General features: G+C 70.1%; 17 protein-coding genes. 12 read left to right on the top strand and 5 right to left on the bottom strand.

Features of this window, described 5'->3' with window-relative positions; genetic code table 11:
* Positions 1-8 precede the first annotated feature (8 nt).
* Entirely contained in the window at positions 9-422 is a 414-nt protein-coding gene (locus tag AB0G28_RS07525; protein ID WP_361084226.1) for a DUF5655 domain-containing protein, read from the bottom strand.
* Between the two features lie 17 nt (positions 423-439).
* Positions 440-904, bottom strand: a complete 465-nt coding sequence (locus tag AB0G28_RS07530; protein WP_361084229.1) for a MarR family transcriptional regulator — start codon at positions 902-904, stop codon at positions 440-442.
* 222 nt (positions 905-1126) lie between these two features.
* On the opposite strand from AB0G28_RS07530, the gene AB0G28_RS07535 reads away from it, so the two are divergent.
* Complete coding sequence (locus AB0G28_RS07535; protein ID WP_361084232.1) at positions 1127-1843, top strand: DUF4142 domain-containing protein; 717 nt, start codon at positions 1127-1129, stop codon at positions 1841-1843.
* A 39-nt stretch (positions 1844-1882) separates the two neighbouring features.
* Here the strand turns inward: AB0G28_RS07535 and AB0G28_RS07540 are convergent, their stop codons facing one another.
* The gene (locus AB0G28_RS07540) at positions 1883-3673 is read right to left on the bottom strand and encodes a helix-turn-helix domain-containing protein (protein WP_361084235.1); all 1791 of its coding nucleotides are present in this window, start codon (positions 3671-3673) and stop codon (positions 1883-1885) included.
* Positions 3674-3776: 103 nt separating this feature from the next.
* Here AB0G28_RS07540 and AB0G28_RS07545 point away from each other — a divergent pair, with 103 nt between their 5' ends.
* From AB0G28_RS07545 to groL, 9 genes are all read left to right on the top strand, one after another.
* Positions 3777-4016, top strand: a complete 240-nt coding sequence (locus AB0G28_RS07545; protein ID WP_361084238.1) for a hypothetical protein — start codon at positions 3777-3779, stop codon at positions 4014-4016.
* A 96-nt stretch (positions 4017-4112) separates the two neighbouring features.
* Complete coding sequence (locus AB0G28_RS07550) at positions 4113-5762, top strand: methane monooxygenase (RefSeq protein ID WP_361084241.1); 1650 nt, start codon at positions 4113-4115, stop codon at positions 5760-5762.
* 13 nt (positions 5763-5775) lie between these two features.
* On the top strand, positions 5776-6804 hold the full coding sequence (locus AB0G28_RS07555) for a 2Fe-2S iron-sulfur cluster binding domain-containing protein (RefSeq protein ID WP_361084244.1): 1029 nt from the start codon (positions 5776-5778) through the stop codon (positions 6802-6804).
* Positions 6805-6811: 7 nt separating this feature from the next.
* Complete coding sequence (locus tag AB0G28_RS07560) at positions 6812-7981, top strand: toluene hydroxylase (RefSeq protein ID WP_361084247.1); 1170 nt, start codon at positions 6812-6814, stop codon at positions 7979-7981.
* On the top strand, positions 7978-8349 hold the full coding sequence (gene mimD / locus AB0G28_RS07565) for a propane 2-monooxygenase effector subunit MimD (protein WP_361084250.1): 372 nt from the start codon (positions 7978-7980) through the stop codon (positions 8347-8349). Before AB0G28_RS07560 ends, mimD begins: the two co-directional genes overlap by 4 nt.
* 37 nt (positions 8350-8386) lie before the next feature.
* Positions 8387-9424: an amidohydrolase family protein gene (locus tag AB0G28_RS07570; protein ID WP_361084252.1), complete on the top strand. Its 1038-nt coding sequence runs from the start codon at positions 8387-8389 to the stop codon at positions 9422-9424.
* Complete coding sequence (locus tag AB0G28_RS07575; RefSeq protein ID WP_361084255.1) at positions 9421-10110, top strand: iron-sulfur cluster assembly protein; 690 nt, start codon at positions 9421-9423, stop codon at positions 10108-10110. Before AB0G28_RS07570 ends, AB0G28_RS07575 begins: the two co-directional genes overlap by 4 nt.
* Positions 10107-11132, top strand: a complete 1026-nt coding sequence (locus AB0G28_RS07580) for an NAD(P)-dependent alcohol dehydrogenase (protein ID WP_361084258.1) — start codon at positions 10107-10109, stop codon at positions 11130-11132. Before AB0G28_RS07575 ends, AB0G28_RS07580 begins: the two co-directional genes overlap by 4 nt.
* Before the next feature lie 8 nt (positions 11133-11140).
* A complete protein-coding gene (gene groL, locus AB0G28_RS07585; protein ID WP_361084261.1) occupies positions 11141-12832 on the top strand; it encodes a chaperonin GroEL in 1692 nt (563 codons plus the stop codon).
* Between the two features lie 69 nt (positions 12833-12901).
* On the opposite strand, the gene AB0G28_RS07590 is transcribed toward groL, so the two are convergent.
* Positions 12902-13594, bottom strand: a complete 693-nt coding sequence (locus AB0G28_RS07590) for a hypothetical protein (protein ID WP_361084264.1) — start codon at positions 13592-13594, stop codon at positions 12902-12904.
* Positions 13595-13720: 126 nt separating this feature from the next.
* On the opposite strand from AB0G28_RS07590, the gene AB0G28_RS07595 reads away from it, so the two are divergent.
* Positions 13721-14272 carry a GNAT family N-acetyltransferase gene (locus tag AB0G28_RS07595; protein WP_361085278.1) on the top strand — a complete coding sequence of 184 codons (552 nt, stop codon included), beginning with the start codon at positions 13721-13723 and terminating at the stop codon, positions 14270-14272.
* Positions 14214-14729 (top strand): TetR family transcriptional regulator C-terminal domain-containing protein, encoded by a 516-nt coding sequence (locus tag AB0G28_RS07600; protein ID WP_361085281.1) that lies wholly within the window; start codon positions 14214-14216, stop codon positions 14727-14729. Before AB0G28_RS07595 ends, AB0G28_RS07600 begins: the two co-directional genes overlap by 59 nt.
* Here the strand turns inward: AB0G28_RS07600 and AB0G28_RS07605 are convergent.
* Positions 14726-15856, bottom strand: a complete 1131-nt coding sequence (locus tag AB0G28_RS07605; protein ID WP_361084267.1) for an epoxide hydrolase family protein — start codon at positions 15854-15856, stop codon at positions 14726-14728. The genes AB0G28_RS07600 and AB0G28_RS07605 overlap by 4 nt on opposite strands.
* Between the last annotated feature and the right edge of the window lie 77 nt (positions 15857-15933).

Genomic DNA, 15933 nt, shown 5'->3' on the forward strand with positions numbered 1-15933 from the left:
GGTGCGCTTCAGGCGATGTCGAAGGCGATCGTGAGCCAGCCGCGGACTTCGTCGTCCACATCGGACACCGAGCGCAGGCTCAGCTTGTGCCCGACCCGCGGCCCGCCCGCCCAGTTCGCCGGGGCGATGCGGGCCGTTTCGACCGGCCGCGGCAGCCACAGGTACACCAGGACGTCCCGCGAGCGCGGGCGCAGCTCGGCCAGCTTCCGGTCCCGCTTCAGGAACACCCCGACCTTGACGGCGTCTTCGTGGACGTCGCCGAGGGTGCGCAGGTGCTCGAGGACGGCGTCGTAGACCTCGCGCTGCCACGGCGCCTTGCCGGCGAACGTCTCCTCGACCGTGCAGCCCGGGACGCACGTGTGCCCCTGGCGGGCGCGCGCGAACTCGCGGTCGCAGCGCGGGCACGTCCACCGGGTCGGCATGCCGTCCAGGATGGCACTCACAGCGCCGCCGGGCCGAGCGCCGGAATCGTGGCGGCCGCCTCCACCAGCTGCCGGGCCGCCTCGGCCGCGGCCTCCCGCTGCGCCGGCGGCAGCTTGTCCAGCAGCGCCCCCAGCGCGGCGTGGCGCCGGCCGAGCATCCGCGTCACGATCTCGTGCCCGGTCCCGGTCACCTCCAGCGTGACGACGCTGCGGTTGCCGGGGCTGCGGCCGCGGGCCACGTAACCGAGGGCTTCGAGACGATCCGCCAGCCGCGTCACCGAGGAGGCGTTGACGCCCATCGCCGCCGCCAGCTGCGAGCTCGGGACCCGGCCGAGGCGGTCGAGGACGAGCAGCAGCCGCGTCTGCGGGAAGGACACCTCGGGCGGGGCCGCGTGCGCGCATTCCCACGCGATCCCGACCAGGACCACGGTGAGGCTGTCGAGAGCAGCCACGTCCGGTGCCGCGTCTTCGAGGGGTTGCATGCGGCAATACTTGCCAATCGCAAGAGCATCGGTCAAGATGGACATCCCCGGCGCTCGCCGGCGGTTTCCGGCCGGTTGGGCCGTCGCTCCCTTTTTCGTAGCCTGATGGCATTTTCTGCACTGAATCCGTTGAGACACAAGGAAAATTCCTCGGATTTCGCTGAACCTCCGCGAGACGGCGTCCGTGTACCCCGTACCGAACTGTCGTCAGAAGGAGGAACCATGCCGGATCACCGTGGCATGACGGGCCGCGCGAAGGCCCGGACCGCGCTGGTCGTCGTGGGCACGCTCGCCGTGGTCGGCGTGGGCTCGGTCATGGTGCTGAACGCCAACGCCCAGACCGCGCCCGGCTCGACGCAGGCGCAGGTCGCCGCCTACGGCGGCCAGGGCATGGCCGGCATGCAGATGGGCGCGGCCGGCGAAGACGTGGGCGGCGCCCCGGTGACCGGCGCCGGCCCGGTCACCGAGCTCGACAAGACGTTCCTGGTGAAAGTCCGCCAGGCCGGACTGTGGGAGATCCCGGCCGGCTCGCTGGCGCAGACCCATGCCAGCAGCGAACAGGTGAAGCGGGCCGGGCTGCACCTGCTGGACGGCCATTCCCGCCTCGACCAGCTCGTCCGCGAAGACGCGAAGATGCTGGGGGTGACCCTCCCGGACCAGGCGACCCCCGAACAGCAGGGCTGGGTCCGTCAGCTGACCGCCGCCCAGGGGCTCGAGTTCGACAAGCTGTTCGCGAACCTGCTCCGCTCGTCGCACGGCAAGATCTTCGCGACCATCGCCGAAGTCCGCGCCGGCACGCAGAACGACGTGATCCGGCGGCACGCGAAGCAGGCGAACCAGACCGTCATGGACCACATGGAGGTCCTGGAGGACACCGGGCTGGTCGACGCGAAGACGATCGCCGACGTCGCGGCGGCGGTGAACCCACCGGCGAAGTGACCGCCACTCCTGGGGCTTCCGGACCACCCCGCTGCCCGGCTACCGGGCCGGCGGCACGATGCCGTACTCGTGGATCTTGCGGTAGATCGTCGCCCGGGAGATACCCAGGAGCTTCGCCGCCCGGACCTTGTTGCCGTCCGCGTCTTCCAGGCACCGGACGATGGCGTCCCGCTCGATCGACTCGAAGCGGTTGAGCGGCCGCCGCGTCACCGCGTGGAACTCCGCCGGGAGGTCGCCCGGGCGGATGGTGCCCGCGCGGCGGCGCTGGGCCACCGTGCGCAGCACCTGGTGGAGCTGGCCGGTGTTGCCCGGCCACTCCGCCCGCATCAGCAGGTGCAGGGCCGCCGCCGAGCAGGTCAGCCGGCCGCCGTAGCCGAGCTTGCTCAGCACGAGCGGGACGAGCTCCGCGAGGTCCTCGACGTGGTGGCGCAGCGGCGGCACCCGCACCGTCCGCGGGAACGCCTTGAGCAGCTCGGCCAGCGCGGGCTCGGTCTCGGCCTCCGGCACGAGCGTGAGGACCACCCACGGCGCGCCGGGCCGCTCCCGCAGTTCGCGCAGCACCGCGGCCAGCGCGTTCGCCGCCGGCGCCGCCAGCCGGTCGGCGTGCCGGACGACCAGCGTGCGGATCGGGGCTTCGGCGTGCTCGCGCAGGAGGTCCGCCCAGTCCGGGGCGAGGGCGGCGTCGACCGCCAGCAGCCGTGCCGCCGGGTGGTGCCGCTGGTGCACGCCCTTGGCCAGGGTCAGCTTGCCGGTGCCCGGTTCGCCTTCCAAGGCGACCCACTCGCCGCGCTGGACGCCGGTGTCGAGGTCGTGGCCGCACCGCAGCCACAGCGGCGCCGAGCCGACGACACCCGGCAGGTACAGGGGCACTGTCGGCGTCGACGCCAGGCTTTCCTCGGCCTCGATGAGCTTCACCGACAGGACGCCGCCGGCGGTGTCGGTCTCCCGCTGCCCCGGGACACGGCGGCACAGCACGCGGACCCGCAGGCCGCTGGACAGGGCCAGCGTCGCCGGCGTCCGCCGTCCCTCGGCCAGCGCTTCGGTGGCGTGGCCGAGCAGCACCGACTGGTCGGCCGGGTCGAGCAGCTGCCGCGCGCGGTCGTTCATCATCACGATGTCTTCGTTGAACGCCAGCACGATGCCCGTCCACCGGCGGCAGGTCTGCAGGTAGGCCTGGAAGAGGATCATCTCCCGCAGGTCGCTGTGCCGCAGCAGGGCCTGGCGGATCTGCTCGGCCGTCGAGCGGGCCAGCGCGACGAGCAGGCCGCCCGCGTCCTTGTACCAGCAGGTGAGGTCGACCGCGCCGACCTTCTTGCCCGAGATCGGGTGGTGGATCGGCACGCCCGCGCACGCCAGGTTCTCCAGGTGCTCGGCGTAGTGCTCGTGACCGAACACCGTCGTCGGGCGGCCGTCCTCCAGCGCGGTGCCGATGCCGTTGGTCCCGACGGACTGCTCGCCGTAGCTGAACCCGGGTACCAGCTCGACGCGCTCCAGGTGCCGGGCCAGGTCGGCGTCCCCGGTCCGCTGGGTGAGCACGACGCCGCTCGCGTCGGTGAGGATGAGGCTGATCGGCTGGCCCTCGAACTGCTCGCCGAGCTTGTGCAGCACCGGCTCGGCGCCGCGGACCAGCGGGCTGTCGGGGTTCTGGTCGCCGAGGTAGAGCGGGTCGATCCGGTTGGCCTCGACCCGGAACTCCCGCGAGCGCCGCCAGGAAGCGAGGATCGTCTGCCGGACCGCACCCTCCGGCACTGGCTCGGAGGTCAGGAAGCGCACCCGGCTGCGGGCGAGCGCGTCGTCGGCGAGCAGGGTGCCGGGCGCGATCTCGTCCACGTGACCTCCCGTAGTGACGCCCGTCCAGCGTAAGCGCGCGGTGGCGCCGGCGGTGTCTCAAATTGAGACGCTCCCGGCGGCACGGCGGCGGTGCGATGGAGGCATGGCCGCCGAGACGTACAACCCCTGGACGATCGTCAACCTGGTCTTCACGCACCTGGCCGAGCAGGGGCTGCATCCGGCGCTCGGCGCGGACGGCCACCCCGGCGAACCGGCCGCCGCGCTCCTGCGGGCGCTCGGGATCGTGCCCACGGTCGAAGGTGACGCGCGCGTGCAGGCCGGGATCCACGACGAGCTCGCGGCGTTGCGCGCCCGGATGCTCGACCCGGGCGAACCGCGCTGAGCAGCGGGTTCTGTCTCAGATTGAGACCCGCGTCCGCCGCGTGAGCCCGCCTAATGGTCAACGCCGGGTCGGCGAGCCGCGAATAAGGAGTGATCGATGAGTCGCCAGAGCGTGGCGAAAGCCCACCAGAAGATCCAGGAACTGTCGTGGGAACCGGCGTACCACACCCCGGTCTCGCACTACGGCACCGACTACACCTTCCGGAAGGCCAAGAAGAAGGACCCGCTGAAGCAGGTCCTCCGCTCGTACTTCCCGATGCAGGAGGAAAAGGACCACCGGGTCTACGGCGCCGAAGACGGCGCGATCCGCGGCAACATGTTCCGCCAGGTTCAGGAACGCTGGCTGGAGTGGCAGAAACTGTTCCTGTCGATCATCCCGCTGCCGGAGATCTCGGCCGCGCGGGCGATGCCGCTGCTGTTCCGCACGGTCCCGAACCCGGAGCTGCACAACGGCCAGGCGATCCAGATGATCGACGAGGTCCGCCACTCGACGATCCAGCAGAACCTGAAGCGCCTGTACATGCAGAACTACATCGACCCGGCGGGCTTCAACTCGAGCCTGCGCAACTTCCAGAACGACTACTGCGGCACGATCGGCCGCCAGTTCGCCGAAGGCTTCATCACCGGTGACGCCATCACCGCGGCGAGCATCTACCTGACCATCGTCGCCGAAACCGCGTTCACGAACACGCTGTTCGTCGCCATGCCGGCCGAGGCCGCCGCGAACGGCGACTACCTGCTGCCGACGGTGTTCCACTCGGTCCAGTCCGACGAATCCCGCCACATCAGCAACGGCTACGCGACGCTGCTGATGGCGCTATCCGACGAAAGCAACCACCAGCTGCTCGAACGCGACCTGCGGTACGCGTGGTGGAACAACCACGCCGTCGTCGACGCCGCGATCGGCACGTTCATCGAATACGGCACCAAGGACCGCCGCAAGGACCGCGAAAGCTACGCGGAGATGTGGCGCCGCTGGATCTACGACGACTACTACCGCAGCTACCTCGTCCCGCTGGAGAAGTACGGGCTCGTCATCCCGCACGACCTCATCGAAGAGGCGTGGAACCGGATCTGGAACAAGGGGTACGTCCACGAAGTCGCGCAGTTCTTCGCCACCGGGTGGCTCGCCAACTACTGGCGCATCGACCCGATGACCGACGAAGACTTCGAGTGGTTCGAGTACAAGTACCCGGGCTGGTACGACAAGTACGGCAAGTGGTGGGAGAACTACAACCGCCTCGCCACGCCGAACGGGCACCACCCGATCGTCGCCGAGAACGTCGACTACGTGTACCCGCACCGCTGCTGGACCTGCATGGTGCCCTGCCTCATCCGCGAGGACATGGTGGTCGACCAGGTCGACGGCCAGCACCGGACGTACTGCTCGGAGACCTGCCGCTGGACCGACGCCGAGGCGTTCCGGCCCACCTACCAGGGCCGCAACACCCCGAACATGGGCCAGCTGGTCGGCGCCCGCGAGTGGGAGACGCTCTACCACGGCTGGAACTGGGCCGACGTCGTCTCCGACATGGGCTTCGTCCGCGACGACGGCAAGACCATGGTCGCCCAGCCGCACCTGGACCTCGACCCGAAGAAGATGTGGACGCTCGACCACCTGCGCCGGATGCCCGAGGTGCAGTCGCCGAACGTGCTGCTCAACCAGATGACCGACGCCGAGCGCGCCGCGTTCGTCGCCGACTACAACCGCCAGGGTCCGGCCGGGCGCCCCGCGCCGCAGGCCTGACGGGCGGCCCGGCATGGCAGAGAAACACCGCGTCCGGTTCGAGCCGGTCGGGATCGAGATCGACGTCGCCGAGGACCAGACGATCCTGCGCGCCGCCGCCGAGCAGGGCGTCATGCTCATGCACGGCTGCAAGGAAGGGCAGTGCGCGGCCTGCAAGTCGTTCCTCCTCGACGGCGACGACGTCGAACACGACCGGTACTCGACCTTCGCGCTTCCCGACTACGAAAAGGAGGAAGGCTTCACGCTGCTGTGCCGGGCCCACGCCTACGAAGACCTGACGATCGAGCTGCTCAACTACGACGAGGAGATGATCCAGTCCGGCCTGCCGATCCAGGAGGCGACGGTCGAGGTCGTCGCGAACGATCCGGTGACGCACGACCTGCGGCACCTGGTCGTCCGGCTGGACGGGGACCTGAAGTTCTTCCCGGGCCAGTACCTGGACTTCGCGGTTCCGGGCACCGAGGAGACGCGGTCGTTCTCCATGGCCAACACCTCGGCCCGCGACGGGTTCCTGGAGTTCGTCATCAAGGTCTACCCCGACGGGTTGTTCTCCCGGTTCCTCGACGCCGAAGTCGCGGTCGGCGACCGGCTCCGGGTGACCGGCCCGTTCGGGGTGTTCACCCTCCGGAACAACCCAGGCGCCGACCTCGTCTTCGTCGGCGGCGGGGCCGGGATGGCGCCGATCCTGTCGCTGCTGCGGTCGATGGCCGAGCGCGGGATCGACCGGAAGGCGACGTTCTACTACGGCGCCCGGCGCCGCCGAGACCTCTGCTTCGAGGCGGAGTTGCGGGAGCTGGAAGCGAAACTGCCCGGTTTCCGTTACATCCCGGCACTTTCCGAGCCGGGCGACGACGACTGGACCGGCGAAACCGGCTTCGTCACCGACGTCCTGCGCCGGGCCGGTGCCGATCTCACCGGAGCGGACGCCTACGTCTGCGGACCACCGCCGATGGTCGAGGCCGCGCTGGAGCTGCTGCCCGCGCTCGGCGTCGCCGAAAAGCGCGTCTTCTACGACAAGTTCACCACCACGGGCGAAGGGTAGGAAACCCATGACAGCCACCCAAGAACGCAGCGTGCCCAAGCCGACGTTCACCGACGCCGAGGCGGGCGCGAAGGTCTTCCCGGACTCCGAAGCCCGGCGGTTCAACTACTTCAGCGCCGCCAAGCGCAAGCAGAGCCACTACGAGGACGTCACCGTCGAGGTCCAGCCCGACCCGCGGCACTACCTGTCCCAGGGCTGGCTCTACGCCTTCGCCGACGGCCAGGGCGGCTACCCGCTGGAGTGGACGGCGCTGAAGGCGTGGGGCTCCGACCGGCCGCTGCCCGAACGCGGCCCGGGCTCCGGCGGGAAGGGCTACGACTGGCCGGCGCACGGCTGGCACGAGTTCCGGGACCCCAACGAGGAGTGGGAGCTCACCCTCTACCGGTACAACGCGAACGTCGTGCGCCAGCTGAACCAGAACATCGACGCCGCCCGCCAGGCCAAGGCGTTCGACCAGTGGAACCGCAACTGGGTCGACTTCGTGGCCAAGCACGTCGGCGCGTGGATGCACGTCGACCACGGGCTCGGCCTGTACCTGTTCGCCAACGCCAACCGGCGCGCCCCGACGAACATGCACAACAACGCGATCTCGGTGAACAGCATGCACCGCATCCGCGCGGCGCAGGACCTGGCCCTGTACAACCTGACGCTCACCGAGGAGATCGAGGGCTTCGACGGAACGGCCCATCTGGCCACCTGGAACGAGGACCCGGCCTGGCAGGGCGTCCGCGAGACCGCCGAGCAGCTGACCGGGATCTGGGACTGGGGCGAGGCGATCTTCGCCGCGAACGTCGTCTTCGAGCCCCTCGTCGGCGAGCTGTTCCGCAGCAACCTGGTCCAGCAGGCCGCACCGGCGAACGGCGACTTCGTCACCCCGACGCTGATCGGCGCCGAGGAGTTCGACTTCTCCGAACGCGACCTCCGCTACACGAAGCCGCTGTTCCACCTGCTGATCAACGACAAGGAGTTCGCCGACCACAACAAGGCGCTGCTGCAGAAGTGGCTCGAGGACTGGGTGCCGCGGTGCATCGGCGCCGCCCGGGTGCTGCAGCCGTTGTGGTCGCAGCCCGACGCCAAGCCGATCCGGTTCGAGGACGGTCTCGACCGCGTGAAGAGCCGGTTCGCCGGAATCCTGTCCGAATTGGGCCTCAAGGCACCCGAGGAGCTGGGCCAGTGACCATCTTCAAAACGGCGGAAAGCCCGTTCAAGGCCGACAACACCGCGTCCAACATGTGCGGTTTCACCCTGATGAACAACCAGGTCGGCGCGATCGTCGCGGAAGTGATGGGGACGAAGGACAACGTCACGATCACGCCGCTGCCCTCGATGATCCGGGTCGACGCCGTCGGCCGCATGGACGTCGTCTATGCCGAGGTCGACGAGGCAGCCGGCGAGGAAGAAGGCTGGTTCAACGCGGCCGAGTTCGAGGAGAGCATGTCCACCCACTACGGGCGGATGATCCACGAAGACGACCGCACGATCATGTTCGCCAACCCCGAAGACGCGGCGGAGTACCTCGACTTCGACCTCAAGCCCATTCGCTAGCAATACCAGCACTCGATCCGGCTCAGGAGGATCAACCATGTACGAAAAAGATGGCGAGAAATACTTCGTGGTGGACGCCCACACCCACTTCTGGGACGCGAGCCCGGAGAACTGGGTGGAGGGTCAGGAGGAATACGCCAAGGGCTGGATCGAGTGCTTCCACGCCTACCAGGGGCTCGGCCCGAAGGAGACGCACTGGCCGCTCGACCGGTTCCAGAAGTACTCCGAAGAGCTGATGATGCACGACCTCTTCGAGGTCGGGCACGTCGACAAGGCCATCTTCCAGCCGACCAACCTGCGGCAGTGGTACAAGACGGGCTTCAACACCACCGAGAACGACGGCGCGCTGGCCGAGAAGCACCCGGACAAGTTCCTCGTCAACACCACCTTCGACCCGCGAGAAGGCGAAGCCGGGATGAAGGCGTTCGAGGAACGCGTCAAGCGCTACCACTGCAAGGGCGTCAAGCTCTACACGGCCGAGTGGCGCGGCAATTCGCGGGGCTGGAGCCTCAAGGACCCCGAGGCGGCCCGCTATCTCGAGAAGTGCGAGGAGCTCGGCGTCACCAACATCCATGTCCACAAGGGACCGACGATCTGGCCCCTGGACAAGGACGCCTTCGACGTGTCCGATGTGGACCAGGTGGCGACCAGCTTCCAGGGCCTCAACTTCATCGTCGAGCACGTCGGCCTGCCGCGCATCGAGGACTTCTGCTTCATGGCCACCCAGGAGCGGAACGTCTACGCGGGACTCGCCGTCGTCGTCGGCGGCCTGATGCACGCCCGGCCGAAGTTCTTCGCCAAGGTCATGGGCGAGCTGATGTTCTGGCTCGGCGAGGACAAGCTCATCTTCGGCGCGGACTACGCCATCTGGGAACCGAAGTGGCAGGTCGAGGGCTTCGTCGACTGGAACATGCCCGCCGACGACGAGCTGTCGGACTTCCCGCCGCTGACCGTCGACCAGAAGAAGAAGATCCTCGGGCTGAACGCGGCCCGCCTCTACGACATCGACGTCCCCGCGGAGTTGCAGCTCGCGGATCCGAAGAACGTCGAGCCCGTCGGCGTGCCGAACTCATGACCGCCGTGGTGACCGGGGCCCGCGCCGCCGTGTGGGCGGCGCTGGGCACCGTCCGGGATCCCGAGCTGGACGAACCCCTCACCGACCTCGGGTTCGTGGCCCGCTGCGAGGTGAGCGACGCGGGCCACGCCGTCGTCCGGCTGCGGCTGCCGACGTACTTCTGCGCGCCGAACTTCGCGTTCCTGATGGTGGCGGACGCCTACGACGCCGTGGCCGGGGTGCCGGGCCTGACCGGGCTCGACATCCGGCTCGACGACCACTTCGCGTCCGACGTCATCAACCGCGGGGTGGCGGCGCGGCAGGGGTTCGTCGCGTCGTTCGACGGCGAGGCCGTCGATGAGCTCGACACGCTGCGGTACGACTTCGTCCGCAAGGCCGTCCTGGCGGGCACCGACCGCGTCTGCCGGTCCCTGGGCCGGGACCCGCAGTCGCTGACCCTCGGCGACGTCCCGCCGAGCCCCGACCTGGACCGGCTCCGAGCCCGCCGTCGTGAGCTGGGCCTGCCCGCCGAGGACGGCGACCCGCTGCTGCTGGACCCGGCTACCGGGACGACCCCAGCCGACGCGAAGCGGTATCTCGCTTTCGCGCGGCTTACCCGCACGAGCATGGAGGCCAATTCGGGCGTCTGCCGCGGCATGCTCCGCGCACGGTACGCGCTCGACGCAGAAGAGGAGGGCACGGGATGAAGGCCGTGCGGCTGCAGAAGTACCACCAGCACCCGGTGATCGAGGACGTCCCGGAGCCGCGCGCGACCGGACCCTTCGACGTCGTGGTGAAGATCGGCGGCGCCGGCGTCTGCCGCACCGACCTGCACATCATCGAGGAGCAGTGGGCCGAGAAGTCCGGCGTCCAGCTGCCGTACACGATCGGCCACGAGAACGCCGGCTGGGTGCACGAGGTCGGCCCGGCGGTGACCAACGTCGAGGTCGGGGACACGGTCATCCTGCACCCGACCCCGACGTGCGGGCTGTGCCACGCGTGCCGCGCCGGGGACGACATGCACTGCCCGAACGGCAGCTTCCCGGGCATCGACTCCGACGGCGGGATGGCGGAGTACCTGCTGACGTCGGCGCGGGCGTGCATCAAGCTCGATCCCTCCACGCAACCGGAAGACGTCGCCGCGTTGGCGGACGCGGGCATCACCGCCTACCACGCGGTGCGCAAGGCCGTCCCGCACCTGTACCCGGGCACCACCTGCGTCGTCAACGGCGCAGGAGGTCTCGGGCACATCGGCATCCAGTCGCTGCGCGCGCTGACCGCGGCCCGCGTGATCGTGGTCGACCGCAACGCTGACGCCCTCGAACTGGCGGCCACCCTGGGCGCCGACGAGACCGTGCTGGCCGACGGCAAGCAGGTCGAAGCCGTGCTCGACCTGACCGGCGGCGACGGGGCCGAGGTCGTCCTCGACTTCGTCGCCGAGCAAGGCGCCCAGCAGGACGCCTTCGCGATGACCCGGCGCGCCGGGTCGCACTTCGTCATCGGCTACGGCTCGAACATCGAGATCCCGACGATCGACATCATCTCCACCGAACGCAACGTCATCGGCAACCTCGTGGGCACCTACAACGACCTGGCCGAGCTGATGGTGCTGGCCCAGGCCGGAAAGGTCACGCTCCACACGAAGAAGTACCCGCTGGACGCGGCCCTCGACGCGCTGGCCGACCTCGACGCCGGGCGCGTGCGCGGCCGGGCGATCCTCACCCCTTAGGAGCAGTCATGGCGAAGGAACTGCGGTTCGGCTCGGACGCCCGCGACCTGCTGCTGGCGGGTGTGGACAAGCTGGCCGAAGCGGTCAAGTCCACGCTGGGGCCGAAGGGCCGCAACGTGATCATCGAGAAGATCACCGGCTCGCCGGTGGTCACCAACGACGGCGTCACCATCGCGCGCGAGATCCACCTGAAGAACCAGTTCGAGAACATGGGCGCGCAACTGGTCAAGGAAGCGGCGATCAAGACCAACGACGTCGTCGGCGACGGCACCACCACGGCCACCGTGCTGGCCCAGGCGATCGTCCGCGAAGGCATGCGGGCGATCTCCGCCGGCGGCAACCCGGTGCTGGTGAAGCGCGGCATCGACCACGCGGTCGGGCTCCTGGTGGCGCACCTGGAGAAGCAGGCGCACCCGGTGGTGTCCGAACAGGACTACGCGCGGGTGGCGGCGATCTCGGCCAACGACGACGACGCCGTCGGCGCGGTCATCGCCAAGGCGTTGCACACCGTCGGCGACGGCGGCGTGGTGACGGTCGAGGAGTCGCCGTCGATCGGGATGAGCGTCGAGTTCGTCGAAGGGTTCGAGTTCGACAACGGCTACCTCTCGCCGTACCTGGTCACCGACCCGGGCCGGTTGGAGGCGGTGCTCGACGACCCGTACATCCTGATGTGCGCGGAGAAGATCACCAAGGTGCAGCAGCTGATGCCGTTGCTGGACAAGGTGATGCGCGCGCCCCGGCCGCTGGTGGTGATCGGCGAGACGGTCGAGGGCACGGCGCTGTCCATGCTGGTGCACAACCACATGAACGGCACGTTCCAGTCGGTGGCGGTCCGCGCACCGGGCTTCGGCGACCGGCGGCTGCACAAGCTGGAGGACCTCGCCGCGATCGTCGGTGGTGCGGTGCTCTCGCGGCAGTCCGGGTTCACCATGGAGACGATGACTCTCGAGCACCTCGGCCGCGCCAAGCAGGTCCGGGTGACCGAGAACCGCACGACGATCGTCGGCGGCGCGGGTGCTTCGGAGGCGGTGGACTTCCGGGTCGGCCAGCTGCGCGCGGAGCTGGAGCGCGCGCAGTTCGGCGTCGACGAGGACGTCCTGACCGAGCGGATCGGCGCCCTGACCGGCAAGGTCGCGGTCGTCCGCGTCGGCGCGGCGACCCCGGCCGAGCTGAAGGAGCTGCAGCACCGGGTCGAGGACGCCCTGTCGGCGACCCGGGCGGCGATGGCCGAAGGCATCGTGGCGGGCGGGGGAGCGGCGCTGCTGCACGCCGAGAAGGCCCTGGAAGGCCTCGGCCTCGAGGGTGACCAGGCGATCGGCGTCGAGATCGTCCGGCGCGCCTTGGCGGAACCGGCGTTCCTGATCGCGCACAACGCGGGCCACCCCGCGCACGAGATCGTGGCGCGGACCAGGGAGCTGGGCGACGACGAGGGCTTCGACGCCCTGCACGACCGCTACGGCGACATGATCGACCTCGGCGTCGTCGACCCGCTGCGCGTGTGCCGGTCGGCGGTGCAGAACGGGGCCTCGGTGGCGGGCCTGCTGTTGACGACGAACTCGCTGATCGCCGAGGAACAAACCCCGTGGGGCGGCAGCCCGGCCCTGATGACGGAGTTCGGCCCGCTCGACGAAGGCCTGCACCAGCCGTCACCGGACGCGAGCACACCCCAGTCCCTCGGAATGGGCCCCTCCGTCGGCTGAGCTCTCCGGCCCGCGGAGTGCGGAGGTCTCCCCGCCGGCGTCCTGAGCCCCGGCGGGGAGACCTCCGGCTCAGGGAACGAGGCCGTGCCGGGCCAGTTCGTGCCCGGCCAGCTTCTCGATGACGTCCCGGTCGCGCTCCCGCCAGCCGTTCGCCGGCTCGCCCATCGCGGCCAGGCGCCCTGGGGACTGCGTGGCCAGGGCCCGCAGCGCCAGGAGGTCCCGCCCCGCGTCGCCGAGGGCGCGCAGCCGGGCGGCGGCCGTCGCGCGGCGCGTGAAGTTCCAGCGCAGCGGCAACCACGTCACCACGAGCGTCAGCACCGGCAGGGCGATGATGATCGCCGCCAGCCACCACGCCAGGTTCTCCACCGCCTCGATCTGCCACTGGCCCGCGTCCGCGAACTTGGTGCCGACGGCCGAACCGCCGTGCAGGGCCCTTGCCAGCGCGTCCCCGACGAGCGGGATCCCGCCGGCGGTGTCCGCCGCCGAATCGAACGTGCCCCGCAGTCCCGTTCCGGCGTCGACGAGCCCGTCGCCGGGCGCGCGCAGCTTCATCACCTGGTCGTACACCGACGTCCCGAGCCACACCGCCACGACGACGAGCGACAGCGCGAGCAGGTCGCCGGCGAGCTGGGCGGTGCGACGGATCGGCCGTTCGGCGTAGAGCTGCATCGGGACGCCTTTCGCGGTGGGGGAGCGCGGCCACGGCAACGTACCCGGGTCCCCGCCGCGCCAATCGCCGCGGTGCTCTATGACGGTGGTCATAGTGTGTTCGTGGTCTCACTGTGCTCTCATAGGACTATGACCACTGTCATAAGAGCTGCGGACCCCGAGTGTGTCGCCGCCCTCGTCGCGGCTTGCTCGCCGGACAGTCTCCGGCGCCGGTTCATGATGAGCGGACCCGCCCGGCCGGCCGAGGTTTTCCAGCGCTACCAGCGGTTCCTGCTCGCCGGCCCGCCGGACGGCGTCGCGCTGCTGGCCTTTTCCGGCGGTACTCCGGTGGGCTTGCTGAACTTCGTCGCGCAGGCTCCGGGCGAAGCCGAGGTCGGGGTCCTGGTCGCCGACGCGTGGCAGCGGCGGGGGATCGGCAGCGCGCTGAGCCGGTGGCTGTGGGCGTCCGGACGCTGGCCGGGCTGGACCGTGCGGGCCACCGTCCAGGCCGGGAACACCGGCGCCGAGGCGCTGCTGCGGAGCCAGGGCTTCCGGCCGGTCCCGGCGTACGAACGCGGCGAGCGCGACCACGCGCTGGTCGTGCCCGGCTGGGTTACCATGACGGACGTCATGAAGGAGGCGGTCGATGACCAGGACACCGCGCGAGCGGATGGTGCTCAGCGCCGCGCAGCTGGTGCGGATCCACGGTGTCGGGGCGACCGGCATGCGGGACGTGGTCGCCCACGCCGAAGCGCCGCGGGGGTCGCTGCAGCACTACTTCCCGGGCGGTAAGGACCAGCTGATCGCCGAAGCCGTCGCCTGGGCGGGGGACTACGCCGCTCGGCGCGTCGCCCGCGTTGCCGCGAAGCTCGAGGACCCGACGCCGGGGAAGCTCTTCGAAGCCATGGCCGCCCAGTGGCGCGACGAGTTCACGGCGGCCGGCTACGACGCCGGATGTCCGTTGGTCGCGACGGTCGCCGACGCCGCCGCGACGAGCGACGACCTCCGCCAAGCGGTCGGCAAGGCTTTCGACGGCTGGCAGCGTCCGGTCGCGGCCACGCTCGAGCAACTGGGCGTGCCGCCGGCCCGCAGCGCGTCCCTGGCGGTGCTGATGCTCAGCGCGCTGGAGGGCGCGATCGTCCTGGCGCGGGCACACCAGGACGTCGCGCCGCTCGAAACGGTGGTCGCGGAGCTGCGGCCGCTGCTCGACGGCGCCGTGGACAAACGCCGCCGCCGAGCTTTGACCTAGAGGGCGCGGAAGAACGCCCGGATGTCGTCGACCAGCACCTCCGGCGCCTGCAGGGACGCGAAGTGCCCACCGGTGTCGTACTCCGACCAGCGCGTGACGGTGTTCGAAAGCTCGGCCAGGCCGCGGATCGCGTGGTCGCCGCGGAAGTTCGCCACGGCGGTCGGGACGCCGGAGGACGCCGGCCGCTCACCCCAGCCGTCCTGGCCGGCCTCCAGGTAGAGGCGCGCGGCCGAGCCGGCGGTGCCGGTGAGCCAGAAGATCGTCACGTTCGTCAGGATCGCGTCCCGGCTCACCGGGGTCTGGTTCGTGGCGGTGGGGTCCCAGTCGACGAACCACTCGAGGTTCCACGCGAGCTGCCCGGCGGGGGAGTCGTTGAGGGCGTAGGCGAGGGTCTGCGGGCGGGTGGCCATCTGGGTGGCGTAGCCGGAGTGGGCGTACCACCACGCCTGGTTCTCCAGCGCCTGCTTGCGGTCCTTTTCGGACAGCCGCTCGAGATCGCCGGGAGCGGTCGGCACCCCGGCGTTGGCCACGGCGTTGACGTGCACGCCCAGCACGGCTTCCGGCGCGACCCGGCCGAGTTCGGGGGAGACGATGCTGCCGAAGTCGCCGCCGTGGGCGCCGTAGCGCTCGTAGCCGAGCCGTTTCATCAGCTCGGCCCAGGCTCTCGCGACGCGGCGGGTGTTCCAGCCGGTTTCGTGGGTGGGGCCCGAGAAGGCGAAACCGGGCACCGACGGCGCGACGACGTGGAACGCGTCCGCCGGATCACCACCGTGGGCCCGCGGATCGGTGAGCGGACCGAGGACGTCGAGGAAGTCGGCGACCGTGCTCGGCCACCCGTGGGTGATGATCAGCGGGGTGGCGCCGGGTTCGGGGGAGCGGACGTGCAGGAAGTGGATGCGCTGGCCGTCGATGGTGGTCGTGAACTGGGGGACGGCGTTGAGCCAGGCTTCCTGGGCACGCCAGTCGAAGCCGTGCTGCCAGTAGCCGACGAGCTCGGCGAGATAGGCCTGGCTGACGCCGTACGCCCAGCCGGCGGCGGGGAGTTCGCCGGGCCAGCGGGTCCTGGCCAGGCGGTGGTGCAGTTCGTCGAGGTCCGGCTGGGGGATGTCGATGTGGAAGGGATCCATGGGTTCGACGGTCCCGCGAATATAGGACAGACGACGTCCTGAACGAGCCCCGCGCGACTGTGACGGGTCAGAGTCCG

The organism is Amycolatopsis sp. NPDC021455, from assembly GCF_040640995.1.
Taxonomy (GTDB): domain Bacteria; phylum Actinomycetota; class Actinomycetes; order Mycobacteriales; family Pseudonocardiaceae; genus Amycolatopsis.